Raw genomic sequence first — 25092 nt, 5'->3', positions numbered from 1 at the left:
TTACTAATAATGTAAATAGAATTGCAGATGATATTATTAGTGATGTAAATAAGAAAAGATTCTAGGAGTCTTTTCTTGAGAGATGTTGCCTAGAATCACTTTGATATTCTTTCTTTAATTCACCTAATATAATATATTTAAATACATTTATGATATACAATGATTTCTTATAGCAATACATAATAATAAAGCATCTGCAAAGAGTTAGTATAAAAATATAGTTAAATATATTGTATACCAATATATTTAACTATCTAATTCATAGTCTATTAAGCATTTCTTGTATGATGTGGAAGTTTTGAAATAAAGCAATCTATATTATTCCAAAAACTCTTTGTAATACTTCCAACCATCATATATGTGTGGTGCACATGATCTAAAAATTGTTGTTTCATGTGTCAATAACTCTTTAACCTCTGAATAAAATTCACTTTCTTTTAAATATTGCAATACTTGATTTTCTGTTAGTCTTTTATTGTTCCAAATCATTGCAGTAAATTTTCAAATAACTCATATTTTGGCTATCTTTAGAATCCAAAATATCATCACTAATATCAACATAACCTTTTTTATTGTCACCTAAAATAGTGGTTATAATACCCCCCCCCCCCGCTCTATACATACCACAATCAATATTAATACTACCAAAAAAATTTACAAGTTTTTTTGTATAAACATTACTTCTAAATTCTATGTCAAACAATTCTGATATAAATCTCAAAGTGTCCGTTATTTTATCATGTGCCAAGTCTTTCATATCTATAATAGATATATTTTTATCTTTAAATAGATTCAATAATGTATTTTCAAAATACTGGAATCTTTGTGGTCTTTCAAAAATATTTCTTATATCATTATTTTTATAATTTATCTCCGATTTAACAAATAATAAAACGGCATCTAATGTGGGATGATAATTAGCAATATATTCATTTCTGGCTATAGAATAACCATGATAAACAAACAAATTATCAAAAAAAGATTCTCTAAATCATCTCCAAGTCTAAAGCTGTCCTTATGCAAGAATTTTACATTACAATTTGTTACTAGATTGCTTATAGGATCTCTTGTTAGCATTAACATACTTGGTTTTTTACCACTTATTAGATCTATATATTTTGAAAAATTATCATAAAAACAATTTAGATATACAATTTTAGTATCTTTGTTATACATCTTACTTATAGCTTTATAATATCTATCTTTACCGTCTCCTGTGTAGTCAGCAAGAATTAGAGCATTACTATTTTTCAAAAAATAACTAATAGCATTATTTCCACTGCCATGAGATGCAATTATAAACTTATCATAGCAACCAAGTTTTATACCAAGATTCCAGAAAATACATTTTACAAACTTAGGCAATCTCTTTGTTACTAAATAAGCAATAGAGTATAAAAGTCCATATTCTTTGAAATAAGATAGACTTTTACTTTTTTGCATTACTCTATCTTTTCCCTTAAAAAGCTAAAGGCAGGTAAAGTAATTGGCAATACTATTTTATTTTCATTTCCACTATGAATCGATTCTAACTCCTTGCCATTTTCTAGTAGAATCTTATAAAACTTCATATATTTTTTGCCATTCTCACTATATATCTCGCCAAGCTCACTCTTGCCAACTGATACCTCATCGATATTAGGACTTACTATTTCTTTGCTTTCTCCAAGTCTAATTGTATGCCTACATAAAGCAAACTTACCATCTTCACTCACTTCAGCATTTACTTGATAGCTACCCTCGCTAATGGCTGTTTTATGGTTTTGTGTATTTAGCTTTTCAAATGGTCTATGTATCAAATATCCATCGCTAAAACCACGATTTTTAAGAGTCAATAATTCATTTTCATATCTATCCAAAACAAAATTAGAATCCCTATAATCATCAAGTGCTGCCCTATAAGCTAAAGCAGTGATTCCAGCATAATAGCTAGACTTTGTTCTTCCTTCAATTTTTAGCGAATCAATAACATCACTTTCTAGTATAGCAGGTATATGTTCTACTAATTTTAAATCTTTAGCGTTAAAAATATGTGTGCCAACTCCCTCTTCTTCTACAAGTCTCATCATAACGCCATTATCAGGATTTTTGACATAATATTCATAATCGAATCTGCAATCATTAGCACAGCTTCCACGATTTGGGACTCTACCATTTTGCAACGCAGAAATAAGACATCTACCAGAAAATGCAAAACACATACTTCCATGCACAAAAATTTCTAGCTCCAAGTTAGGCAGTGCCTTTTTAATCTCTATTGCATCTTTTAAGCTAAGCTCTCTTGCAGCTACAATTCTTTTAACTCCCATTTCATAGAAGACTTCTGCATCAAGTACATTTAGGACATTTGCTTGTGTTGATAGATGGATTGGGATATGTGGTGCTATTTTTTTAGATAACTTTACCACCCCGGGTGTAGCCATGATAAAAGCATCTGGGTTTAAAGATGCCATTTTTTCAATATGAGATTCTAGAAGCTTTAGTTGCGAGTTAAACGGAAAACCATTTATTGTTACATATATTTTTTTACCCAAAGAATGAGTATATCTAACGCCCTCACCAAAACTATCAAAGTCAAATTCTTTACTAGCCCTATTTCTTAAAGAAAAATGACTAACTCCACCATATACAGCATCAGCACCATAACTTAAAGCTATTTTTAGTTTTTTTAGATTCCCAGCAGGGGAGAGTAACTCGGGGATTTTTTTTGTATTACTCAAGGTTTTAGTCTTATTTGGAAAAGTTAGCAATTAATGCTTCAATATCATCGTCATTGACTACATTTTCGGTTTTATCACCTTGTATATGAACTGCAGAACTAACCCTCTTAGAATCATCAATTCTACCTTCAAATAAAGAACTCATATATCTAGATAATGCTCTCATTACATTTATAACTCTCTCTATCTTTTGCCTATGAATATCTTGATATTGCATTATATCCATAGCCTCTAATGATGAGTTGCTTATAATATCAGAAGAATCCATTATCGTATCTAACGCACTTTGTGCCTTTTTTAGCTCTTCTAATTTATCTCCAAATGTATGAAAGTCAGGGAATTGAGCATGTAGTTTTTCCAATAATTCTTTTTGTGATTTAAAAAATCCACTAATAACTTTGACAGAATCTTCAATGTCCATTCCTGCATTATTTATAGCTTCTAGCTTATCAAAAGTCTCTGTAGCCTTCACTTCAGAATCTCTTGTAACATCATCTAACTGATGCACAACTTTATGCTCATTAGTAGGCGGTGGTGGTGGCCAATTTACTTCTTGGTCTATTCTAAAGTTGCTACTTAGCTCTTCTTTTGCTTCCTCTTTTTCCTCTTGTAATTCCTCTTCATCTGGCAATTCAGAAACATCACTATTTAATAGGGCATTTAGCTCTTCTTGTGTCATATAAAAACCTTAAAACTTAAATTTTGTAATTGTATTCAAAATTTTTTGTAAAAAAAATTAAATATTTATCATTTCAGCTCATTATATAATGAAAGTGCATATCTATCGCTCATAGAAGCTATAAAATCTGCACAGATTCTATGTAGTTTGCCTCCATTTTGCACCCTTAGTTTTAAATCTTTTGGCAACAAATTTACATCACTGCTTAAACATTCATATAGAGTTTTTATACATTTCTTTCCTACAAACATTTTTGTCTGTATTTCCTTATGCTTATATAGCTCACTAAATAAAATCTTTTTTATCTTTTTAATTTCGCTTTGTATATCTTTTGAGTGGGATATAAGTAAGGATTCTGTGCTTTTAAAACAACTGCATTGCGGTTGTTGCTGCATTATTTTTTGTGAATTTTCTAGCACATCATAGACTAACACAGAAATAAGCCTAGAAGTAAATCTATGCCTAAAAATTTTATCCTTCCTACATACCCCCTCATTAGATTCTACATATCTCATACAGTCTTTTATTAGCTCATTTTCTTGTATTGTATCAAAGCTAATAAGCCCATATTTTATACCATCATCAATATCATGGCTAACATATGCTATCTCATCTGAAATATCTACCACCACTGCTTCTAAAGATGGGTGGAATCCTGTTTTAAAAATACTCTTTAATTCATCACTCAAAAATGGTTTATCATAAGGATAGGAATGTTTTAGTATTCCTTCTAAAGTTGCAAATGTCAAATTTAGCCCATCAAAGTCCTTATATCTCTTCTCTAGCTTACTTACAACCCTAAATGACTGAAAGTTATGGTCAAATCCATTTTTATAGCCATTTTCTTTTAATACTTCATCTAGCATATCACCACCTGCATGACCAAAAGGAGTATGACCTAGATCATGTGCTAGTGCTATTGCCTCACTTAGAGATGAATCTAATCCTAGATTCTTAGAAATCGCCCTTGCTATTTGACTTACTTCCAAAGAATGTGTAAGACGCGTCCTAAAATAATCTCCACTAGAGTTTAAAAAAACTTGAGTTTTATACTCCAATCTCCTAAATGATGAACTATGTATAATTCTATCCCTATCTCTCTCAAATGAACTTCTAAAATCTTCATTTGATGGATAAAATCTAGTATGTGGCAATAAATTTTCCATTTAGATTCCTAAAGCTTTTTTGTTATTTTATCGCCTTTGTGATAAGATTGCCACAAATTAGGCTAAGGAACAATATGAAATTTGATTTTGAGAATTTTTATATCTTAAGAGAACCTTTTGGCGAATATCAAACCAACTGCTACATACTATACTCAAATAATAGCTCTATAATAATAGACCCCGGAATCAATGCTACTTCATGGGTGCTAGAAAATGCAAAAAGTCCATTAGCCATACTAAATACTCATGGGCATTTTGACCATATTTGGAGCAATTATGAATTACAAACAAAGCTAAACATACCGCTAATATGCCCAAAAGAAGATTCATTTATGCTTCTTAGCGATTGCTTTAGCACAGGACTTACTCCATCAAAACCAGATGTCTTAATAGATGATACTAATAGCGGTCAAACTTTTGCAGACTTTGAAATATCATTCTTACACTTCCCCGGACACACACCGGGCTGTAGCGTGATAGTAGCAAACCATAAACAAAACAAAAAAGAAAAGGTAATGTTTAGCGGTGATTTTATATTTTATCGTTCCATAGGCAGAAGTGATTTTCCATACTCAAACACACAAGATATGATTGATAGCTTAAAAAGATTCTTAGATATAAAAGAAGACATGCCAATCTTCCCCGGACACGGAGAAGAAACAAGCATTAAAAAAGAACAGATAAATATTCCCTATTGGCTAACAAGGCTTACATAGGGATTAAATCTGTAAATACAAACGCCAACAAATAAGTAAAGATTCCTATACCTATTACAAGCAATATAGAATACTTAACTGTGTATCTAAATAGCTCTGATTCTTTACCAACCAAGCCAACTGCCGCACAAGCAATGGCGATACTTTGAGGACTTATCATTTTACCAACGACACCACCAACAGAATTAGCCGCTAAGAATAACACTTCAGGCACTCCAAGCTGTCTTGCAGTTAGTTGTTGTAATGTCCCAAAGAGTAGATTCGAACTTGTATCACTACCGGTTAAAAACACTCCAATCCAACCAACTATAGGAGAGAAGAAAGCAAAGGCGTCACCAGTTTGAGCTAAAGCAAGTGCTAAGGTTGCAGATAATCCACTATAATTTGAAACATAGGCAAAGCCAACAACAAGCCCTATTGTAAGAAGTGCAAATTTCATCTCATTTAATGTCTCTCCAAAAGTCTGAACTGCAGTTTGGATATTTATTCTTAAGACAACCATAGTAATTAATGCAGTAAAGAATATAGAAGTTCCAACTGCTAGTATTAAAGGAATCTCAAAGACTGATTTTACTGCTTTATCACTGCTTACTGCAGGTGCTGTTTGTATTATATTTGATAACGATTCAAAATTAAATTTCAGACTAGTAAATGCCAAGATTCCATCTTGTGCAAATAACGCTTTAAACCAGCCTTGCGTCCAAATAATAATCATAAACACCAAAATAACAAATGGAATCCAAGCAAGTATTATTTGCTTTGGGGTATAAGACTTAACCGAAAGCGTCTGCTCTCCACCAATATCACTATCAAACTTAAATGTATTTTTTGGTTGCCAAAATTTCAAAAATATAGTAGTAGCCGCTATTGATACAATTGCAGAGGCAATATCTGGTAATTCCGGTCCGAGTTTAGTTGCAGTGTAAAACTGCACAATAGCAAAACTTCCACCTGCTACCAAAGCAACTGGATAAGTCTCTTTTATCCCTCTAAATCCGTCCATGAGAAAAATTAAGAAAAATGGCACAAACAATGATAAAGGTGGCAACATATGCCCTGCTACTGATGATATTTCTAATGCAGGAACATTTACAACTCCTGCCATGGCAATAATAGGAATCCCAACAGCACCAAAAGCAACAGGAGCAGTATTTGCTATCAAACAAAGTCCTGCTGCATAAAGCGGTCTTAGCCCCAATCCAACAAGCAATGCAGCAGTAATAGCTACAGGTCCTCCAAAGCCAATAGCACCCTCCAAGAATGCACCAAAACAAAATCCAATTAAAATTACTTGAATCCTCTGATCTGGGGTAATAGCAATTATCGATTCTCGCAAAATATCAAAATATCCCGATTTTAGCGTTAGCTTATAGAGAAAAATTGCAGCAATGATAATCCAAGCAATAGGCCACAATCCATACAAAAACCCATAAACAAAACTATATATCACTTTATCAAGTGGCATTTTATATACAAATATAGCTATCAATATAGCAGATAGAACCGTAAGAAACCCAGCAACATGTCCCTTGAGCTTCAAAACAACTAAAGATATAAAAAACAATGCGATAGGAATAAATGCAACCAATGCACTAAGCCAAAGATTTCCTGTTGGATTATAAACTTGAAACCATTCCATATAACCTCCTAAAAATGTCTTTATTTCATTGTATATAAGGTTTCTAAAAAATACTGATTACAAGATATTAAATAAGGCACAGAACATGAAGAACAAGCAAGAAAATTTAGCAACAGAATCTATGAACTAAGTGAATTTTTAGACAAAGTGTTACAAGTAAAATATAATGATTTAGGCGAAAAAACAAAAGTAACATGGCATAGCAATTGTCATGCATTAAGGGTGGCTAAGTGTATAGATTCTGCAAAAAATCTTATACGATCGCTTAAAAATGTTGAACTTATTGAACTAGAAAGGGAAGAGGAGTGCTGTGGGTTTGGCGGGACATTTAGCATAAAAGAACCTGAAATATCAAACGCTATGGTAAGCCAAAAAATAAAAGACATACAATCACGCAATGTAGAATACATGCTAAGTGCTGATGCTGGTTGTTTGCTAAATATTAGCGGAGCAATGCAAAAACAAGGCGTCAATGTGCAGACCATGCACCTATATGATTTTATTGCACAAAGAATAGGTATAAGGGGCTAGCATGAGCGAAGCACTAAAACAAAAATATCACAATATAGTTTCTCAAAAATTAGAAGATAAACAATTAAGAAAAAACCTCCTTAGCGTTATGGACACGCTAAAAGGCAACAGAAAAAAACTCATAGCCTCAAGATTCTATGATTGGGAAGCTTTGAGAGAACAAGGCAAAACCCTAAAGCAAAAAAACCTAGCCAAGCTTGATACATTGCTTGAAAAATTTGAATCTAAAGCAAAAGAAAATGGCTTTATAGTGCATTGGGCAAAAAATAGTGATGAAGCAAATAATATCGTGCTAGACATAATGCGAAAAAATAATATAAATAAGATTCTAAAGGGTAAGTCTATGGCAAGTGAAGAAACGCATTTGAATGCGTTTTTAAAAGCTAGAGGCTTAAATCCTATTGAAACAGACTTGGGCGAGATTATTATCCAGCTTATAGATGAACCACCAGTGCATATAGTAGCTCCTGCAATCCATAAAAATCGCTACCAAATTGGTGAGATTTTTCGAGATAAACTTGGAGCACCATTAGAATCTGAACCAGAAAAGCTTAATGAAATTGCACGCACACATTTAAGAAAAGAGTTTAAAGATTTCAAGCTTGGTCTTAGTGGAGTGAATTTTGCTATTGCTAATGAAGGTGCTATTTGGCTATTAGAAAACGAAGGCAATGGCAGAATGAGCACGACTGCTTGTGATATTCATGTGGCATTTTGTGGGATTGAAAAAGTTATAGAAACTTTTGAAGAAGCCTCAATTTTAAACGCACTACTTATCCCCTCAGCAACCGGTACTCCTGCAACTTGCTATAACAATATAATCACCTCTCCAAGAAAAGAAGGTGAGCTAGATGGTCCAAAAGAAGTGCATATTATAATACTGGATAACAATCGTTCAAATATGCTAAAAGATTCGCATTATTATCGTGCGTTAAGTTGTATTCGTTGCGGGACATGTCTAAACCACTGCCCAGTATATGATAAAATCGGCGGACATGCTTACCTTAGCACATATCCCGGACCTATTGGAGAGGTTATTTCACCTCAACTTTTTGGTTTAAATAAATTTAGCCCTATGCTTGATCTTTGCTCACTTTGTGGGCGATGCTCTGAAGTGTGTCCAGTAAAAATCCCTCTAGCAGAACTTATAAGAGATCTAAGGAGCGAGAGGGTTGGACAAGGTAGAAAGGGTGTAGTTGGAACAGATTCTAGCACACAAAATAAAGCTGAAATCAAAGCAATGCAAAGCTTTATGCAAATAGCAACAAATCCAAAAAAATGGAGACTACTATTAGCTATGGCAGACTTTTTATTACCACTTAGCAAAACTTTTGCGCCATTAATTCCGGGACTAAAAACTTGGACTAAATATAGAGAGCTACCAAAACTTAATGGGAATCTACATCAAAAAGTATCAAAAATGCAAGGAGTGATTTATGAGTAGAAATGAAATTTTAGAAAACATAAAACATGGAATCGCCACAAATAATAACATACCAAAAAATGATGTAAAGTATAAAAATCCCATGAATCACACAAGAGAAAGCTTGTTAGAAGAATACAAGCTAAACCAAAGCAATAACAAAGCAATAGTATTAGAATCTGATAATTTACCAAAGACAATAAATGAAATATTAACTGAAGTTAATGCAAGCAAGATTCTGCTAAACAATGACTTAGCAATAGACACAAAAGATATTAATAACAATTACCAAACAATCCCATATACAAAAAGTATCGATTTTGTGCGTGAAGAACTATTTAACATTGATACTTCAGTTGTAGAGGCAAGATGTGGTGTAGCAAATGTTGGGATTGTAGGCTTAAGCTCAAACCCTGCTTCTCCTAGACTTGCTTCATTAATTACAAATAATTGTATTTACTTACTTAAAAAAGAAAATATTGTAGAGAGTTTGCATGAAGGTATAAACTTTATAAAACAATACGAAAAAAAGCGTAGCAACACGGATATTCTGCCAAGCAATATAATCTTTGTAGCAGGTCCATCACGCACCGCAGATATTGAACTTCAGACAATTTTTGGTGTGCATGGACCAAGGGTTGTGTATGTTGTTTTATACTAATGTGCTTCATATAGCATATATTGGAATCTTGAGGCAATCATCTTTGCTCTTTGCAAGATTTCAGCACTAACTTCTTGTGAGAAAACTTGGGATAAACTCTCTTCAAACAAAGATAGCCACAAATCAAAAAACTCCCTAGGAAATGGTGGTAAATCCAAATGAGCTTTCATTGGTTGCCCACTATAATTTCCAACTCCAAGCAACATTCCTTGCCAAAAATTTGAGATTTTCTCTTTGTGCTTATCCCACTCTTCGTTGCTTGTACCAATTTTATTGTTAAATATATCGCCAAGCCCATTTTTATCAACGCGAATCTTGTTATAAAAAATGTCCATAAGCTTATTTATCTTTTCAATAGTTATTTCTTCCATAAAAACTCCTTAAAAATAAAATGCCATCTTAGCTAGTAAGACAATAAATAACCCAAGTATCAAAGCCAAAATATGGATAATCTTAGCTAGTGGATTTTTAAGCCCCAAATAATAGCAAGAAAGAGAGATAACAACAGCGACCAAAATCACAAATGCTAAAATCATTTTTATAAACAAAAATTGTTGTAGCGTTGTATCAAAAAACCCAACTTCGCTATTTATATATCTACTAATCATAACACCACCACTTAATATTAACAAAGCAAGACATAATGGCATTATCTTTCTAGCTCTAGAACCTATTATAGAAAAAATCTTATCTGCAATCTCTTCGCCTAGCTTCTTCCTTATAAGACTAAGTAACACTACATCAGTAAAAATATATCCTAAAAATATAATTGCACACAAAATGTGTATTATCAAAAAATATGGGTGTAAAGATTCCATGAATGTCCTTTTAAATTTTAGAGATATTATCAAAGTTGTATCATAAAAAAATTGACAAGAGTTAATTGTGTGATATACTTAGTAAAAGGAGCAACAATGCAAGACTACATAAAATTACTAAGAAACATAGGGCATAAAAGGTTCTACAACAAAAGTGAGATTCTATTTTTTGAAGGAGAGAAGCCAAAAATGGTGCTAATCTTGCTAAGTGGTAGCATACGACTTTATAAGACAAGCGATACGAACAAAGAAACAACAATACACAAAATAGAACACACAAGTTTCATTGCTGAAATGCCAAGCTTTCTAAACATGCCCTACCCAGCTAGTGCGGTATGTGAGAGAGATAGTGAAATTTTAGAAATAAACATAGAAACTCTAAAAAATCAGTGTATAAAAGATTCTGACTTTTGCTTCTCTCTAATAGCTTCCTTATGTCAAAAAATCAAAATTTTAGAAAACTTAATAAACAACAACCAAAAAACCCTAAAAGAAAAGATAATAGAATTCCTAGAAAACAACAAAGAAAACTTGCAAACTCTAACTCAAAGAGAAATAGCCAAAAGATTGAATATTAGCCCAGAATCTCTATCAAGAACGCTAAAACAACTTAAAGATTCAAATAAACTAAAAATCGCAAAGGGCAAAATCAGCCTTTAGAGATTTCTAAATCTTGCAATCTCATCTCTAAGCCTAGCAGCCTCTTCAAAATCTAGCCTTTTGGCTGCTTCGTGCATTTGCTTTGTTAGCTCTTTTACAAGTTTTGCTCTCTCTTCTTTTGGCATTTTTTCCTTTTTCTTTGCCCTTTCATATAGCATTCCTAAATCTTGGTTTTTTAGATTCTCATCTAATTTCCTTACAACCCCTTTAGGTGTTATATTGTTCTCTTTATTGAATCTTTCTTGTCTCTCTCGCCTATAATCTGTCACTTCCATTGCCCTCTTTAAAGATGGAGTAATTGTGTTTGCAAACAACAAAACATGCCCTCTTACATTTCTAGCAGCTCTTCCCATTGTCTGAATAAGGCTTGTCTCGCTTCTTAAAAATCCCTCTTTATCAGCATCTAATATTGCTACTAACGATACTTCAGGCAAATCAAGCCCTTCGCGCAACAAATTAATCCCAACTAGCATATTAAACTCACCTAACCTAAATTCTCTAATTATTTGATTTCTTTCTATTGCGTCTATTTCAGAATGCATATATCTAACCTTAAGCCCAAGCTCTAAATAATACTTAGTTAGTTCTTCTGCCATTTTTTTAGTCAAAGCAGTAACAAGCACTCTATCGCCATTTTTGATTACTCTTTTGGCTTCATCATATAGCCTTTCCACTTGATTATCTGTGCTACAAATCTCATAAGTTGGATCAAGTAAGCCCGTAGGTCTAATTAGTTGCTCTGCTATATGTTCTTTACTCAAATCTAGTTCTTTTTGTGCAGGAGTTGCTGAAACAAATAAAAAATGTGGTGCTTTTTGTATAAATTCTTCATATTGTAATGGTCTATTATCTAACGCACTAGGAAGCCTAAATCCATACTCTACTAACACTTCTTTTCTACTTCTATCACCTGCATACATTCCGCCAAATTGAGGCAAACTCACATGAGATTCATCTACAATTAGCAAATAAGGTTTTCTTTTTTGCTCAAAGTAATCAAGCAAAGAATATGGAGTTTCTCCCTCTTTTTTACCAGTCAAGTGTCGTGCATAATTTTCTATTCCTTTGCAAATTCCAGTACTACTTATCATTTCTAAATCAAATTCAACCCTACTTTTTAGCCTCTCATACTCTACCATTCTATTTTCTTTTTTATAAAACTCAAGTCTTAAAGCTAATTCTTCTTCTATGCTTTTTATTGCAGATTTTAGCTTGTTTTCACCAACTATAAATGGATTTGCCGCATAAAGAACAAAAGTATCTTTTCTATCAATATTTTTCTTATCTATAGAATCTAAAATAAAAATATTCTCCAATTCATCACCAAAAAACTCTAACCTAACCACCTCATCTTCACTATATGCAGGATATATATCTATAACTTCTCCATTAACTCTAAAATCACCTCTATCAAAAAAGGCATCATTTCTTTTATATCCCATATCCACCAGTCTTAAAAGGAGCGATTTTTGATTATAACTTTTACCCACCTCAAAGCTCTCAATCATCTCTAAATATTCACTAGGATTACCTAAACCATAGTTTGCAGAAACAGAAGCAACAACAATCGTATCATCAAAAGCCAACAAAGAAGTTGTAGCCGATAGACGCAATCTCTCTAACTCATCATTAATCTTAGAATCTTTTTCTATAAACAAGTCTTGTCTTGGTATATATGCTTCAGGTTGATAGTAATCAAAGTGGGAGATAAAATATTCGACATGATTTTTAGGAAAGAATCCTTTAAACTCGCTAAATAGTTGTGCTGCTAAAGTCTTGTTATGCGTCATTATTAAGGTTGGCATTTGAAGCTTTTCTATTATATGTGCCATAGAAAATGTCTTTCCGCTACCAGTTACACCTATGAGGGTTTGATATTGACTACCTTGTTTTATAAACTCGCTTAACTTTTCTATTGCTTGAGGCTGATCGCCAGATGGATTATATTTAGATTCTAATATAAATTTTTGCATACACATGCCTATAAAATAAAATTGCAAAAAGCTATAATTATATCACAGCATTTTTACTAACCTTAGGAGAAGTCATGTTAAAACTTGTATCATTATTATTTTGCCTTTCTTTTAGTCTTTATGCACAACCTTGGGTTATGTTTAGCGATATGGACGATACATATTTATATGACCAAGCAAGTGGACAAGTATATATAAGAAAGAAAAATGGAGGAAAAAACTATGAAGATACATTCGTAAAAATGGGAGTAATAGATAACGCAAAAAAAGATTCCAAACCAAACACACAAACAACAAAAACCACACAAGATTCAGCAGATAAAGCCAAAAAAGAACAAGAAGATCTAATAAAGAAAGCCCAAGAACTTCAAAGAAGTATCCAAGGCAGTATTTTTGAAAACCAATAGCTTTATATAAGGCTAATCATGGCCGATAATATACCTATTGGTGCAATAAATCTAATAGTAAAATACCAAGTTTTAAAGTAAATACCTCTCAAGTGTCCCTCGCTCATAGCATATACTTTCTCCTTTGGTAGTATAAACCCCATATAAATACACATAAAAACACCAGCTAGAGGCAACATAAATGATGAAGTAATATAATCTAACCAACCAAAGAAGTTCTTATCAAAAAATGTCAAATAGCTCCCATAAGATTCTATGTTGCTAAATAAAACCACAAGTCCAAGAATATATGCAATGCTAATACTAGTTAAGTTTGCTCTTTTTCTAGTGTATTTTAATCTTTCAATAAGGCACGAATTAAGTGGTTCAAGCATGGATACTGCAGATGTAATTCCTGCAAAAATTAATGCAATAAAAAACAAAAACGCAATAATTTGACCACTAACTCCCATGTTTGCAAATATCAGCGGAAGAGATACAAACACTAAGCCCGGACCACCAGATGGTTCTGCACCATGCCCAAATATAAATGTAAATACCACAAGCCCTGCTACAAGACAAAATAGAAAATTAAGCACCGCAACAATAACAGCAAATCTAACAAAGTTACCATGCTTTGGAAGAGAGTTTGAATATGTAAGAATCACACCAACACCAAGCGATAGCGCAAAGAATGCTTGTCCTATTGCCTCAACTACAACTTGCGAGTTAAGCTTACTAAAATCAGGGCTAAATAAGAACTTAAAAGATTCAATAAATGAATCTTGCATTACAGAATATACCAATAAACCAGCAAAAATAATGAACAATAAAGGCATTAAAATTAAATTTAATTTCTCGATTCCAGCCTTCACGCCCCTATTTAGTACATATGCACAAAGCGCTACAACCAATAAATGCCAAAACATCTGATAACCTATGCTACCACTTACAAACTCTCCCCATACCTCTTGTGCTTCTTGTAGTGTCTTTGGCATACCAATAACCGATAAAAACAAATAATGAAACAACCAACCAAGCACAACCACATAAAAAGAAAAAATAAGCAAACCAGAAATAACCATCAGGCCACCATATTTTAAAAACTTCATATTATTTGGCGCTAAAGTCTCAAAAGTGCTTATACTATTTTGCTCGCTCTCTCTGCCAAATAGCATTTCAATCACAAAAATACTAAGCCCAAATAATATAAATGCCAAAATAAACACGATAACAAAAGCAGCTCCACCATTTTGACCAACTAGGTATGGAAATTTCCAAATTCCACCAAGTCCTATGGCGCTACCTGCAGTTGCTAAGATAAATCCGGCTTTTGAAAATCTAGTCATAATAAATCCCTAAAACACTAAATAAAAGCCTAACTTTATCAAAAAATATAAAAAAATAAAATATTTTATGTATTAAACCCAACTTCCCTAGCACCATCAAAGTTTGATGAAAGCTCTCTTTTTATCTCATTAATAAAAACTTGTGTTGTAAATAGCGGATTCTTCATCGTAGCTACAAGCAATGCTACATTTTTTATTATTATAAATATCTGACCACCAGTTAGAGAAAACTCACACAAAGAATCTATGCTAAAGTCTTTTTCATAAGGTGCATTTTTTGGAAGCATTTTCTCCCATAGCAATTTTCTCTCACTTAAGCTTGGCTTTTTAAACTCGATTTTATAATTGAATCTCCTAGAAAATGCACTATCTATTGTCTCTAAGAGATTTGTGGTAGCTATTAGGATTCCATCAAATTTTTCTATTTGTTCTAAAAATATATTTTGCATTTGGTTGTGCATTTTATCAGCACCACTTGTATAGAGACTCCTTGTGCTTAAAAACTGATCTGCTTCATCTAGTAGCAATATTGGTGTTTGCTTGGTTTTATTTCTTATTTCATAATATGAATCAAAGATTCTTCTGACATTTTTCTCACTCTCGCCAACATACATCGATAATATCTTAGAACAATCAAAGCTTAGCACTTCTTTTTTTAGCGATTTTGCTAATGCTAAAGCAGTCATTGTCTTCCCAGTTCCTGCAACACCATAGAAAATTATTTTAGATTCTATATCTTTATTTTTATCCTTTATGCCCCATTCTTTAAGATTAGCAAGAACTTTTGTATCCATTTGTTGCAATACAGAATCTAACAACTTTCTAGTATCTTTATTTAATATAACTTCATCAAGTGTATGCTTTGGCTTTACAAACTCGAATATTTCATGGTCTTCTAATAAGTTTTGCACACTTATTTTTTTTCTTGTTTTGCATTTTGTGGATTGATTTATTATTTGCCTTAGAATATTATCTGCTATATAAAAACTACGATTCCCACCAAACATAACATCACTCTCTATTAACCCACCATATATTAGCCTACTATCATCATCTAGCAAATATCTATTTTTTATTTTTTCATCATTATTCTTGCTAATTATATTTATAAGATAATTTAGATCTCTCCTCTCACTATCAATAGGAGCATACTCTTCTTTTAGAATAACTAAAAATATCATCTTTTCATTTCTATCTAAATTATAATCATCAAATATTACTTCAATGCTTGGCTTGTCTTTTGTCAAAGCTAGTCTTTTTTTAATTCTTGATTCTAATGAAGTTAGCTTTTTTATATTTTGAGTTAGCAAGGGTGAATTTTTATTGTATTTTTTAAGCATAAAAATATCATGCAAAATATCCACGACACAGAATTGATCCTTTAAATAATCCAAATCATCGACATATGAAGATATTTTTTCTGTCTTTGCACTATTGTTTAGATTCTCCAAAACCCTAAAAAAATCACTACTTAGATAGAATGGGGAATTTATAAGCTCTAGCAATGTTAGCTCTCCACCCATAGTTCTTATCCAGCCTAGATTCATTAGATTTTTAAATTGCACCATTAGATTTAGTATAGAAAGTGGATTTTCAAGACCATACAAACCACGCAAAATCTCTAAAGCAGTCCCCTCTGTATTGCCATGCAAAAACGAATTTAACATATATTGTAATATTAGTGCTTCATCTTTTGCACATTGCAAAGAAGCAAAAATTTTTGTTTTTTCTATATTTTTTGCGTTTAAAAACTCTAAAACATGTTTCATATTCTGCATACACGCCCCTTATACTGCTGGAAGTATATATAATGGCTCTAAATCACCACCAAAAATGCTCTCATCTAAAACACTAGGCAAAGCATAATTCGAACATATATTCTCATTTAATTTTATTAACTTTATCTGCCCATTCTCATATGCAAAATAACAATCTCCATATGCTTTAATAGGGGTGTTATTATTAAAATAAAATCCATTAGTCGCATGTAACTTTACATTGTTTGATATATGCAATGTTTGAGCAAAAATATATGTAAGCTTCAATGCCATATAGCTACCTGGGCCATTTACATAAAACAACTCATCAAAGGCTATTCTTTTCTTTTTTAAATCACAAAAAAAAGACACTAACGAATCTGAAAGCTTAGATTCTAGCACATGAGATGAAATCAGCTTATTATCTTTATATATCCCAATAAGAGGTGGCACGCTTGTTGGGATTAATAATATTTTATGCATTTTCTTTTGCTAATTCATAATCATAAAGCTTGTATTCTTGTGGTATTTCCACTATTTCATAAGCTTCTTCTTCAAGCAGTTTTTTAGTTAGCAAATGATTTAGTTTATGACTTCCAGCATACGATATATACGCACCAAGCAATGGTATGCCAAGCAAAGACATATCTCCTATTGCATCAAGTATTTTATGTCTTACAAACTCTTCTTTATATCTAAGTCCCTCTTTATTTAAAATAGTAGTATCATCTAGCACTATGGCATTATCCAAAGAACCACCAAGTGCTAAGCCTATACTACGCATATATTGCACTTCTGATAAGAATCCAAAAGTCCTAGCTCTTGCGATTTCTTCTTTATAATTTTTGGTGCTAAATTCAAATTTGTATTTTTGAGTTCCAATTGCAGGGTGTGGAAAATGTATAGAAAAGTCAAATACACATTCATCGCTTGGCTCTAACCTTACGAATTTATCTCCATCTTTTATCTCAATAGGAGATTTTACTTTTAGAATCTTTTTTGTGCTATCTTGTTCTATAATTCCAGCTTCTTCAAGCAACATACAATACCCTATGCTACTTCCGTCCATAATTGGCACTTCTTCATTATCAAGCACGATTCTTAGATTATCTATACCATATGCATATACAGCTGATAGTAAATGCTCAATGGTAGAGACTTTATGAGAATCTTTAGCAATCACGGTTGCCATTGTAGTATCTACTACATTATCTGGCTTTAGCTCTATATTTACTCCAACATCGCTTCTAAAAAAATGTATCCCACTTCCAGTAGGTAATGGCTCTAGCTTCATTGTAACTGGCACACCTTTATGCAAACCTATACCAACTAATTCCACTGATTTTTTAATTGTCTGCTCTCTCATCTATAACCTTTCAATTTTAATTTCATTATCAACTTTATATATTTTCTTCATATCAGGCATTAAACTATCCCTATCTATAATAGTGCCATTTAACAATAAATTACCTTCTTTAACTGTACCTGCTATTATATAGCTACCATCACAGAATATATTTCCATTAATTTCGCCAAAAATCTGTATATTACCCATACTCTGCACAATAGCACCACTATTAACATTACCAAAAATAGTAATATCGCTATTTGATATTATCTCCTCTCCACTTCTTACATTTCTGTGCAATACTAAAGTTTTTGGAATATCATTGGTTTCTTGTTTTTCTTCTTCTTTGTTTTTAGCTTCTTTTGCAACATGAAGACAATTATCGCTTTCTTGGACAAAATTTAACTTTAGCTCTTTTAAGCATTCAAGGACATTATCTCCAACTTCATAAGAAAAAATCAAAATAAAATCAGACAATAAAATTGAATTTTTACGCAAATACGCAATAACCTCATCATCATCGCTCCTAGTAAATATAAATGCTCTTAAACTTTTCTGTCTGACATTTACCACACTACAACCTATCTATAATCTGCTTAGATTCTAAAATTACATCTGTTATATTATCTCTTATCCAATCTTTATCCATCCACTCTGCGGTTCTTGCTTCATATCCTTGAATTAAAACACTAAAATGCAAATGATCTCCAAGTGCTAATCCAGTAGCACCAGTATTTGCAATAATATCACCACTAAAGACTTCATCTCCAACACCTACATTAGAACTAGTTAAATGTGCATACAAAGTAGATAATCCAAGACCATGATAAATTACAACTGCATTGCCATCGATTCCTACAAACTCATTTAAGCTAACTACTCCATTGTTGCTAGAGATTACAGGCGCCTGTTTAATGCTTGCTATATCTAACCCCATATGATTTGACCTACTAACTATCTCTCCTTGATAGCTAAAGCTCCTAGAATCTCCAAAACTTGCCATAACGGCTGGATTTTTAAGTGGTGCAAATGGATTTATTTTAAAATCACTAACAATGCTATCTCTATCATATACACTTGCAACTTCATAGATTCTATTAAAGCTATAATCTCTAACTTCTTCGTTTATATATTTAAAAAGGGATACTTTATTTGGAAACTCACTTATATCCCTCTCTCCTATTTCTTGTGTTAATGAGGTTATCTTGCCATCAATGAAGTTATCTGTAAGTGGGATTGTAGAATCTCTATATTGTCTCTTTTGTAAATAGAAATTAATAGGAACAATGCTTACATTTCCTGCTTTATCCTTCACTTCTATCTTGCCATCAAATGTAGATTCACCCTTATCCCACGCAACTAAAGATATATAAAACCCATCTTTATAGAAAGGTTGTGGCTTAAAGATATATTGTCCATTTGTGATTTGTATAGAATCTAAATTATCATCAACAGCACGAAATACAACCAAAGCACTTCCGCCTTGTGTTATCTTATAAGAATGAGCCACAATGGCTACTTGTGGATTTTTAGCATCTATGGTTATTTTAATGTTCTCTGTTGTTGTGTTTCCGCTAAAAAAATTCCACTTACTATTATCTATGGCAACTACTTCTAGTTCTAAAGATTCATTGCTAGATTTTACTTGTTGAGGCTTTTTGAAGCTTACACACACATTGTTGGTATTTACTGGTATATCACACTTTGTAGCCTCTTCTTTAACTAACTCTAGTGGTATTTTACTTCCATTATCATTTATAGAGATACTATACTCCCTAATTCCACTATCATCGGTAAAACCAACAAAAAAGCTATCTTTTAGATTCCATATTGTCGGATTTTTGTATGATATTTTTGGCGACTCTTTTTCAAAGCTATCTGAAGAGAGCATAAAAATACCGCCACCAATTAGTACAAGCACGAATATCAAGCCAAAAAGCTTCACAAAACCTCCTTGTCTTCTATGGTATTGCATGCAATTCTCCTAGTTATGCTTCTAATGCTACTTTAATTGCGTTTTCTATTTTGTCCTTAGAATCTGGTTCAACAACTCTTTCACCAACCTCCACACCATTTTTATAAAAAATCAAAGTAGGGATTCTTCTAACGCCTAGCTTGTCTTTTAACTCTTCCTCTTCATCAGCACCAAGATGAAAGAAACTGATATTAGAATACTCACTAGCTAGAATCTTCATAATAGGCTCTATCTTCCTGCAATCAGGACACCAAGGAGCACCCACAGCAACCAAACAAACGCCTTCTTTAATAGAATCTTCATAGATTTCTTTTGTTAATTTTTCCATAATATCTCCTTAAGCTATATTTGTAAATACTACTTGCACATCATCATCTTCTTCTATTTTATCAAGTAGCTTTTCTATATCAACTAATTGCTCCTCACTAAACTCAACTGGATTATTTGCTATACGCTCTAAAGCAGCCTTCTTTACATCTAAGCCTTTTTCCTCTAAAGCCGTCGCTAAAGTGCCAAAACTCGTATAATCACCATAGATGTGTATTATATCACCATCAACTTCTAAAGTCTCTAAGCCAAAGTCAATAAGCTCTAGCTCTAGCTCTTCAATGTCATTTATATTTTCTTTACTGATTTCAAAATGTGCTTTTCTAGAAAACATAAACTCCAAAGAATTATTAGTAAGCATTTGTCCGCCAAATTTATTTACATAACTTTTTAGATTCGCTACCGTCCTAGTTGAATTATCAGTAGCACATTCCACAAAAAATAATGCACCATGAGGGGCTTTTATCTCATAATTTACTTCTGTAATAGTAATTCCATCTTTACCCAATGCTCTTTTAATTGCAGCTTCTATATTATCCTTTGGCATATTTTGTGCCTTTGCTGCTAAAATCGCACTTCTTAATTTAGAGTTCATATCAGGATCGCCACTTCCTCCTTCTTTTACTGCAATGCTAATTGCCTTGCCTAATTTTGGAAATAGCTTAGACATTTTATCCCAACGCTTCTCCTTGCTTGCTCTACGATACTCAAACGCTCTTCCCATAATAAAACCTTAATAATGTAATATAACGATAATATAAACATAATATAATAATATAAACATATTATTAACACAATATAGCATTATAGCTTTGTAGGCACACTTTTTTCAAGCTAAAACAACAAACATACTATTTTCTTGACACAAAATTATTTTTTTACTATAATCTCATTTCTTTTTTACATTCCGGATTAGCTCAGCGGTAGAGTAGGCGGCTGTTAACCGCTTGGTCGTAGGTTCGAATCCTACATCCGGAGCCACTAATCCATTAAATCAATCTCAATACTTTTACTTATAAATTAAAGCCAATCGATACTGCTTAGTTTATTATATTTAATCTATGCAACTCAGCTTCCAAATACTTTTTTATATTTACTTTCAATTCCATATAATAGTCTGTTGCGACCTTTCTATATTCATTGTAAGCTGGTTCTTTACTATTTTTATTTTGACTTAATTTTGTAAAACTATCCATAGTGACTTTAAATGCTTGATCTTTTGTAAAATCATTTATATCAACAACTAAAAGTGGAATTTTTGCCATTTCAAATATGCACTTTTTAATAAAATCTCTCAACTCAACACCTCTTTTTATGTTGTCTTGCACATATTCATTGCCATAATGTCCGCTACCTTGATATTCAACAATCACTCTTGGTTTGTAATAATCACACACAACAAAATCAACATAAAGCTTATCATAATATTGACGAAGCCCAGCATATTCGTCCTTAAACTCGTTTGGTATATTAATTAGAGCTGAAACTGATATTTGAGTAAAAATATCTTTATCTGGCAGTAGTTCTTTTAAGGCTAACATACATTGTTGTTCTTCTCCATTAATGATCTTTTTACTTTGTATAAATTTTTTATTTTCATAGTTTTGTGCAGCTATTTGCAACTTTTTTAATGCTTCAAGTTCGTTATTATATTGCTGGAGCTCATATGTTGCTTTATTAACAAGTCTATTAGAAGTTATAAGTCCGCTTTCGATTTCTTGGATAATTTTTTTCATAGATTCAAACCTTTAATTTTTGATTATGCAGCAATTATCCTTACAAATATATAGGTAGCAGTTTTTAATATTTATTATTTCCATAGCACTAAAGATTTAGCAAAAATGCTAAATCTCTATCCGTTTCTCTTTTCCATGATTTCTTTAGCGATATTACTTGGAACCTCTCCATAATGGTCAAATTCCATAGTATATGTTCCTCTACCTTGTGTAGCAGAACGCAAATCAGTAGAATATCCAAACATTTCTGCTAATGGTACAAAAGCATTTACAATCTTTAATCCCATTCTATCATCCATTGAATTAATCTGTCCTCTTCTACGATTTAAATCACCAATTACATCACCCATATATTCTTCAGGAACTTCAACTTCAACCTTCATCATAGGCTCTAGCAATACAGCCCCTGCCTTTCTACAAGCATCTTTAAATGCCATAGAACCAGCGATCTTAAACGCCATTTCACTTGAATCTACATCATGGTAGCTACCATCAAAAAGAGTAACTTTAAAATCAACAACCGGATAACCTGCCAACACACCATTTTGCATTGCCTCTTGGATACCTTTATCAACTGCTGGAATATATTCTTTAGGGATAACACCACCAGAGATATTATTAACAAACTCATATCCTTTGCCAGGTTCTTGTGGTTCAACTTTTATAAATACATGTCCATATTGTCCTCTACCACCTGATTGCTTAGCATACTTGCACTCTTGCTCTACACTTTGGCGGATAGTCTCACGGAATGCAACTTGTGGTTGTCCTACTTCTGCTTCTACTTTGAATTCTCTTTTTAGTCTATCTACAATAATTTCTAAGTGAAGCTCACCCATACCAGAGATGATTGTCTGACCTGATTCTTCATCTGTATGCACTCTAAAGCTTGGGTCTTCTTCGGCTAGTTTTGCTAAAGCTAATGCCATTTTTTCTTGGTCTGCCTTTGTTTTTGGCTCAACTGCGATAGAAATAACCGGATCTGGAAATTCCATTCTCTCTAAAATTACCGGATCTTTTTCAGAACATAGAGTATCACCTGTTAGCGTCTCTTTTAATCCAACAAACGCACAAATCTCCCCTGCATACACCTCTTTAATATCTTCTCTTTTATTTGAGTGCATCTTAAGAAGTCTTCCAACTCTTTCTTTTTTGCCTTTTGTAGAGTTAAGCACATAGCTTCCCGATTCTAACATACCACGATAAGCACGCACGAAAGTTAGCTGTCCCACGAATGGATCTGTCATAATCTTAAATGCTAGACCTGCAAACTCACCATCATCAGTAGATTTAACACTAATTTCTTTTTCTTCATCTTTTGGATCTACACCACGAATGTCAGCAACTTCTGTTGGAGCTGGTAAATATTCTACAACTGCATCTAGCAGTGTTTGCACGCCTTTGTTTTTAAAGCTTGAACCACAAAGCATAGGGATAATCTCCATTGCTAAACAACCCTTTTTGATTCCTGCTTTAATTTCCTCTACACTTAGCTCTTCTCCGCCAAGATACTTTTCCATAGTAGCTTCATCAAGCTCTGCAACGGATTCTAAAAGTTTTTCTCTATATTCATTTGCTTTTTCTACTAAATCTGCTGGTATCTCTTCTATGTCATATTTTGCACCCATAGATTCATCATTCCAAACAATCGCTTTCATAGCTATAAGATCTACTACACCTTTAAAGCTATCTTCAGCACCAATAGGAATCACTAAAGGAACTGGCTTAGCCTTAAGTCTATTTGCAATTTGAGATTCTACATTATAGAAGTTTGCACCAATTCTATCCATTTTATTTACAAATACGATCCTTGGAACACCATATTTATTAGCTTGTCTCCAAACAGTTTCACTTTGAGGTTGCACACCACCAACAGAACAAAACACAGCAACAGCCCCATCTAAAACGCGCATAGATCTTTCAACTTCAATAGTAAAATCCACGTGTCCGGGAGTGTCAATTAGGTTTATTTGATAATCTTTCCAAAAACAAGTTGTTGCCGCAGAAGTAATTGTAATACCTCTTTCTTTTTCTTGCTCCATCCAGTCCATTGTAGCTGCACCATCATGCACCTCACCAATCTTATGGCTCACACCTGTATAAAACAAGATTCTTTCTGATGTAGTAGTCTTACCAGCATCAATGTGAGCTGCAATACCGATATTTCTAATCTTATGCAACGGGGTTTTTCTTGCCATTTTTATTCCTTTGGGATAAATATTTTTTGAGTTTCAATAGAAATCGTAGAAAATGCTAAAAGAGGGCAATAAGCAATCCTCTTAAGCATAGATAATTACCAACGATAGTGTGCAAATGCTTTATTGGCTTCTGCCATTTTATGCACATCTTCTCTTTTTTTGTATGCTGCACCTCTTTCGTTTGCTGCATCAATTAATTCATTTGCTAGTCTTTCAACCATTGTTCTTTCATTTCTCTTTCTAGCAGAATCTAAAAGCCATCTGATAGATAAAGACTGCTGTCTTGCAGGACGAACTTCAACAGGAACTTGATAAGTAGCACCACCAACGCGTCTGCTTCTTACTTCCACTAGAGGCTTAACCTTCTCTAATGCTTTTTCAAAAGTTTCAATACCTTTTTCTTTTGTTTTTTCTTCAATTTTTTCAAAAGTAGCATATATGATTTTTTCAGCTACACTTTTTTTACCATCATACATCATCTTGTTAATGAACTTTGTTACAACAATGTTGTTATAGATTGGATCTCCCAATACCTCTCTTTGCGGAGCTTTTCTTCTTCTCATTTAATTACCTCACTTACTATTTTGAATCACTCTTAGCACGCTTTGCACCATACTTACTACGAGATACTGTTCTTTTAGCAACACCAGCAGTATCCAACGCACCACGAATAATGTGATACTTAACACCCGGTAAATCTTTTACCCTACCACCACGAATTAGAACTATCGAGTGTTCTTGCAAATTATGTCCCTCACCGGGAATATAGCTAATCACCTCAAAGCCACTTGTTAGTCTAACTTTAGCTACTTTTCTTAAAGCAGAGTTTGGCTTTTTAGGTGTTGTAGTATAAACACGAGTGCAAACACCTCTTCTTTGAGGGCAAACCACCAAAGCAGGAGATTTTGACTTCTTTATAACCTTTTTTCTTTCTTTTCTAATTAATTGATTAATCGTTGGCACTTTTTTTCCTTCCTAAAAATATCTTCAATAGAGAAAATGAAGCGGATTTTACATGCAATCTGCTTTT

At 32.9% G+C, this 25092-nt stretch carries 27 protein-coding genes, 1 tRNA gene and 1 pseudogene; 7 read left to right on the top strand and 22 right to left on the bottom strand.

All coding sequences use genetic code 11. The annotated features are described in order from the left end of the window. Window positions 1-318: 318 nt before the first annotated feature. The 6 genes from PF022_RS08895 to PF022_RS04510 all read right to left on the bottom strand — a co-directional run bounded on the left by PF022_RS08895 (window position 319) and on the right by PF022_RS04510 (window position 4565). The gene (locus PF022_RS08895; protein ID WP_442908578.1) at window positions 319-489 is read right to left on the bottom strand and encodes a DUF2972 domain-containing protein; all 171 of its coding nucleotides are present in this window, start codon (window positions 487-489) and stop codon (window positions 319-321) included. Beyond that, a complete protein-coding gene (locus PF022_RS04530; RefSeq protein WP_271022925.1) occupies window positions 473-967 on the bottom strand; it encodes a hypothetical protein in 495 nt (164 codons plus the stop codon). Before PF022_RS04530 ends, PF022_RS08895 begins: the two co-directional genes overlap by 17 nt. Then, window positions 940-1443 carry a hypothetical protein gene (locus PF022_RS04525; RefSeq protein WP_271021695.1) on the bottom strand — a complete coding sequence of 168 codons (504 nt, stop codon included), beginning with the start codon at window positions 1441-1443 and terminating at the stop codon, window positions 940-942. Before PF022_RS04525 ends, PF022_RS04530 begins: the two co-directional genes overlap by 28 nt. Then, entirely contained in the window at window positions 1443-2720 is a 1278-nt protein-coding gene (locus tag PF022_RS04520) for a peptidase U32 family protein (protein WP_271021694.1), read from the bottom strand. The genes PF022_RS04525 and PF022_RS04520 overlap by 1 nt, the downstream gene beginning before the upstream one ends. A 10-nt stretch (window positions 2721-2730) precedes the next feature. Continuing rightward, a complete protein-coding gene (locus PF022_RS04515; protein ID WP_271022923.1) occupies window positions 2731-3399 on the bottom strand; it encodes a chemotaxis protein in 669 nt (222 codons plus the stop codon). Between the two features lie 68 nt (window positions 3400-3467). Beyond that, a complete protein-coding gene (locus tag PF022_RS04510) occupies window positions 3468-4565 on the bottom strand; it encodes a deoxyguanosinetriphosphate triphosphohydrolase family protein (protein WP_271022921.1) in 1098 nt (365 codons plus the stop codon). Window positions 4566-4639: 74 nt separating this feature from the next. Between PF022_RS04510 and PF022_RS04505 the strand changes: the two genes are divergently transcribed. Continuing rightward, on the top strand, window positions 4640-5281 hold the full coding sequence (locus tag PF022_RS04505; protein WP_271022919.1) for an MBL fold metallo-hydrolase: 642 nt from the start codon (window positions 4640-4642) through the stop codon (window positions 5279-5281). Here PF022_RS04505 and PF022_RS04500 read toward each other — a convergent pair. Further along, window positions 5274-6920: a lactate permease LctP family transporter gene (locus PF022_RS04500; protein WP_271021690.1), complete on the bottom strand. Its 1647-nt coding sequence runs from the start codon at window positions 6918-6920 to the stop codon at window positions 5274-5276. The genes PF022_RS04505 and PF022_RS04500 overlap by 8 nt on opposite strands. 111 nt (window positions 6921-7031) lie before the next feature. Here PF022_RS04500 and PF022_RS04495 point away from each other — a divergent pair. From PF022_RS04495 to PF022_RS04485, 3 genes and pseudogenes are all read left to right on the top strand, one after another. Next, window positions 7032-7451 (top strand): annotated as a pseudogene (locus tag PF022_RS04495) (heterodisulfide reductase-related iron-sulfur binding cluster); the annotation flags it as partial. 1 nt (window position 7452) lies between these two features. Beyond that, window positions 7453-8895: a LutB/LldF family L-lactate oxidation iron-sulfur protein gene (locus PF022_RS04490; RefSeq protein ID WP_271022916.1), complete on the top strand. Its 1443-nt coding sequence runs from the start codon at window positions 7453-7455 to the stop codon at window positions 8893-8895. After that, window positions 8888-9535 (top strand): LutC/YkgG family protein, encoded by a 648-nt coding sequence (locus PF022_RS04485; RefSeq protein WP_271022915.1) that lies wholly within the window; start codon window positions 8888-8890, stop codon window positions 9533-9535. The genes PF022_RS04490 and PF022_RS04485 overlap by 8 nt, the downstream gene beginning before the upstream one ends. On the opposite strand, the gene PF022_RS04480 is transcribed toward PF022_RS04485, so the two are convergent. Beyond that, a complete protein-coding gene (locus PF022_RS04480) occupies window positions 9532-9906 on the bottom strand; it encodes a group III truncated hemoglobin (RefSeq protein ID WP_271021686.1) in 375 nt (124 codons plus the stop codon). The genes PF022_RS04485 and PF022_RS04480 overlap by 4 nt on opposite strands. A 9-nt stretch (window positions 9907-9915) precedes the next feature. Next, window positions 9916-10353 carry a copper resistance protein CopD gene (locus PF022_RS04475; RefSeq protein ID WP_271022914.1) on the bottom strand — a complete coding sequence of 146 codons (438 nt, stop codon included), beginning with the start codon at window positions 10351-10353 and terminating at the stop codon, window positions 9916-9918. A gap of 96 nt (window positions 10354-10449) precedes the next feature. On the opposite strand from PF022_RS04475, the gene PF022_RS04470 reads away from it, so the two are divergent. Next, complete coding sequence (locus tag PF022_RS04470; protein ID WP_271021684.1) at window positions 10450-11013, top strand: Crp/Fnr family transcriptional regulator; 564 nt, start codon at window positions 10450-10452, stop codon at window positions 11011-11013. On the opposite strand, the gene uvrB is transcribed toward PF022_RS04470, so the two are convergent. After that, the gene (gene uvrB, locus PF022_RS04465; protein ID WP_271022913.1) at window positions 11010-12986 is read right to left on the bottom strand and encodes an excinuclease ABC subunit UvrB; all 1977 of its coding nucleotides are present in this window, start codon (window positions 12984-12986) and stop codon (window positions 11010-11012) included. The two genes, PF022_RS04470 and uvrB, sit on opposite strands and share 4 nt — an antisense overlap. Window positions 12987-13060: 74 nt before the next feature. Here uvrB and PF022_RS04460 point away from each other — a divergent pair, with 74 nt between their 5' ends. Then, window positions 13061-13393 carry a hypothetical protein gene (locus PF022_RS04460; protein ID WP_271021682.1) on the top strand — a complete coding sequence of 111 codons (333 nt, stop codon included), beginning with the start codon at window positions 13061-13063 and terminating at the stop codon, window positions 13391-13393. 2 nt (window positions 13394-13395) lie between these two features. Here PF022_RS04460 and PF022_RS04455 read toward each other — a convergent pair whose 3' ends face one another. The 8 genes from PF022_RS04455 to PF022_RS04420 form a co-directional block, all read right to left on the bottom strand. Next, on the bottom strand, window positions 13396-14721 hold the full coding sequence (locus tag PF022_RS04455; RefSeq protein ID WP_271022911.1) for a sodium-dependent transporter: 1326 nt from the start codon (window positions 14719-14721) through the stop codon (window positions 13396-13398). 65 nt (window positions 14722-14786) lie between these two features. Further along, window positions 14787-16499 carry an AAA family ATPase gene (locus PF022_RS04450; protein WP_333770818.1) on the bottom strand — a complete coding sequence of 571 codons (1713 nt, stop codon included), beginning with the start codon at window positions 16497-16499 and terminating at the stop codon, window positions 14787-14789. 9 nt (window positions 16500-16508) lie between these two features. Continuing rightward, on the bottom strand, window positions 16509-16961 hold the full coding sequence (locus PF022_RS04445) for a hypothetical protein (RefSeq protein WP_271022909.1): 453 nt from the start codon (window positions 16959-16961) through the stop codon (window positions 16509-16511). Further along, window positions 16954-17844, bottom strand: a complete 891-nt coding sequence (lpxC, locus tag PF022_RS04440; protein WP_271022908.1) for a UDP-3-O-acyl-N-acetylglucosamine deacetylase — start codon at window positions 17842-17844, stop codon at window positions 16954-16956. The genes PF022_RS04445 and lpxC overlap by 8 nt, the downstream gene beginning before the upstream one ends. Continuing rightward, window positions 17845-18399, bottom strand: a complete 555-nt coding sequence (locus tag PF022_RS04435) for a septum site-determining protein MinC (protein WP_271021677.1) — start codon at window positions 18397-18399, stop codon at window positions 17845-17847. Window position 18400: 1 nt separating this feature from the next. Continuing rightward, window positions 18401-19801 (bottom strand): M23 family metallopeptidase, encoded by a 1401-nt coding sequence (locus tag PF022_RS04430; protein ID WP_271021676.1) that lies wholly within the window; start codon window positions 19799-19801, stop codon window positions 18401-18403. A 13-nt stretch (window positions 19802-19814) separates the two neighbouring features. After that, a complete protein-coding gene (locus tag PF022_RS04425; protein ID WP_271021675.1) occupies window positions 19815-20129 on the bottom strand; it encodes a thioredoxin family protein in 315 nt (104 codons plus the stop codon). Window positions 20130-20138: 9 nt separating this feature from the next. After that, window positions 20139-20852 carry a YebC/PmpR family DNA-binding transcriptional regulator gene (locus PF022_RS04420; RefSeq protein WP_271021674.1) on the bottom strand — a complete coding sequence of 238 codons (714 nt, stop codon included), beginning with the start codon at window positions 20850-20852 and terminating at the stop codon, window positions 20139-20141. 182 nt (window positions 20853-21034) lie between these two features. Between PF022_RS04420 and PF022_RS04415 the strand changes: the two genes are divergently transcribed. Beyond that, window positions 21035-21109 (top strand) — tRNA-Asn (locus tag PF022_RS04415). Window positions 21110-21168: 59 nt separating this feature from the next. Here PF022_RS04415 and PF022_RS04410 read toward each other — a convergent pair. The 4 genes from PF022_RS04410 to rpsL all read right to left on the bottom strand — a co-directional run bounded on the left by PF022_RS04410 (window position 21169) and on the right by rpsL (window position 25025). Further along, window positions 21169-21864, bottom strand: a complete 696-nt coding sequence (locus tag PF022_RS04410) for a DUF2726 domain-containing protein (protein WP_271021672.1) — start codon at window positions 21862-21864, stop codon at window positions 21169-21171. A gap of 116 nt (window positions 21865-21980) precedes the next feature. After that, window positions 21981-24062, bottom strand: a complete 2082-nt coding sequence (gene fusA, locus PF022_RS04405) for an elongation factor G (RefSeq protein ID WP_271021671.1) — start codon at window positions 24060-24062, stop codon at window positions 21981-21983. 95 nt (window positions 24063-24157) lie between these two features. Beyond that, window positions 24158-24625 (bottom strand): 30S ribosomal protein S7, encoded by a 468-nt coding sequence (gene rpsG / locus PF022_RS04400; protein ID WP_271021670.1) that lies wholly within the window; start codon window positions 24623-24625, stop codon window positions 24158-24160. A gap of 16 nt (window positions 24626-24641) precedes the next feature. After that, entirely contained in the window at window positions 24642-25025 is a 384-nt protein-coding gene (gene rpsL, locus PF022_RS04395) for a 30S ribosomal protein S12 (RefSeq protein ID WP_271021665.1), read from the bottom strand. Window positions 25026-25092 lie beyond the last annotated feature (67 nt).

Origin of the sequence: Helicobacter sp. WB40 (assembly GCF_027859275.1) — a bacterium.
GTDB lineage: Bacteria > Campylobacterota > Campylobacteria > Campylobacterales > Helicobacteraceae > Helicobacter_D > Helicobacter_D ibis.
Note: the sequence above shows the minus strand (reverse complement) of the source record. Positions and strands in the feature narration are given on the sequence as shown.

Bases quoted from the DNA above. Each gene is read 5' to 3' on its own strand.
- PF022_RS04410 (WP_271021672.1), bottom strand. From the start codon at position 21,864: ATGAAAAAAATTATCCAAGAAATCGAAAGCGGACTTATAACTTCTAAT.
- PF022_RS04480 (WP_271021686.1), bottom strand. From the start codon at position 9,906: ATGGAAGAAATAACTATTGAAAAGATAAATAAGCTTATGGACATTTTT.
- PF022_RS04420 (WP_271021674.1), bottom strand. From the start codon at position 20,852: ATGGGAAGAGCGTTTGAGTATCGTAGAGCAAGCAAGGAGAAGCGTTGG.
- PF022_RS04525 (WP_271021695.1), bottom strand. From the start codon at position 1,443: ATGCAAAAAAGTAAAAGTCTATCTTATTTCAAAGAATATGGACTTTTA.
- PF022_RS04455 (WP_271022911.1), bottom strand. From the start codon at position 14,721: ATGACTAGATTTTCAAAAGCCGGATTTATCTTAGCAACTGCAGGTAGC.
- PF022_RS04485 (WP_271022915.1), top strand. From the start codon at position 8,888: ATGAGTAGAAATGAAATTTTAGAAAACATAAAACATGGAATCGCCACA.
- PF022_RS04515 (WP_271022923.1), bottom strand. From the start codon at position 3,399: ATGACACAAGAAGAGCTAAATGCCCTATTAAATAGTGATGTTTCTGAA.
- lpxC (WP_271022908.1), bottom strand. From the start codon at position 17,844: ATGAGAGAGCAGACAATTAAAAAATCAGTGGAATTAGTTGGTATAGGT.
- PF022_RS08895 (WP_442908578.1), bottom strand. From the start codon at position 489: ATGATTTGGAACAATAAAAGACTAACAGAAAATCAAGTATTGCAATAT.
- PF022_RS04505 (WP_271022919.1), top strand. From the start codon at position 4,640: ATGAAATTTGATTTTGAGAATTTTTATATCTTAAGAGAACCTTTTGGC.
- PF022_RS04500 (WP_271021690.1), bottom strand. From the start codon at position 6,920: ATGGAATGGTTTCAAGTTTATAATCCAACAGGAAATCTTTGGCTTAGT.
- fusA (WP_271021671.1), bottom strand. From the start codon at position 24,062: ATGGCAAGAAAAACCCCGTTGCATAAGATTAGAAATATCGGTATTGCA.
- rpsG (WP_271021670.1), bottom strand. From the start codon at position 24,625: ATGAGAAGAAGAAAAGCTCCGCAAAGAGAGGTATTGGGAGATCCAATC.
- PF022_RS04425 (WP_271021675.1), bottom strand. From the start codon at position 20,129: ATGGAAAAATTAACAAAAGAAATCTATGAAGATTCTATTAAAGAAGGC.
- PF022_RS04445 (WP_271022909.1), bottom strand. From the start codon at position 16,961: ATGCATAAAATATTATTAATCCCAACAAGCGTGCCACCTCTTATTGGG.
- PF022_RS04450 (WP_333770818.1), bottom strand. From the start codon at position 16,499: ATGCAGAATATGAAACATGTTTTAGAGTTTTTAAACGCAAAAAATATA.
- PF022_RS04460 (WP_271021682.1), top strand. From the start codon at position 13,061: ATGTTAAAACTTGTATCATTATTATTTTGCCTTTCTTTTAGTCTTTAT.
- PF022_RS04490 (WP_271022916.1), top strand. From the start codon at position 7,453: ATGAGCGAAGCACTAAAACAAAAATATCACAATATAGTTTCTCAAAAA.
- uvrB (WP_271022913.1), bottom strand. From the start codon at position 12,986: ATGCAAAAATTTATATTAGAATCTAAATATAATCCATCTGGCGATCAG.
- PF022_RS04510 (WP_271022921.1), bottom strand. From the start codon at position 4,565: ATGGAAAATTTATTGCCACATACTAGATTTTATCCATCAAATGAAGAT.
- PF022_RS04475 (WP_271022914.1), bottom strand. From the start codon at position 10,353: ATGGAATCTTTACACCCATATTTTTTGATAATACACATTTTGTGTGCA.
- PF022_RS04430 (WP_271021676.1), bottom strand. From the start codon at position 19,801: ATGCAATACCATAGAAGACAAGGAGGTTTTGTGAAGCTTTTTGGCTTG.
- PF022_RS04470 (WP_271021684.1), top strand. From the start codon at position 10,450: ATGCAAGACTACATAAAATTACTAAGAAACATAGGGCATAAAAGGTTC.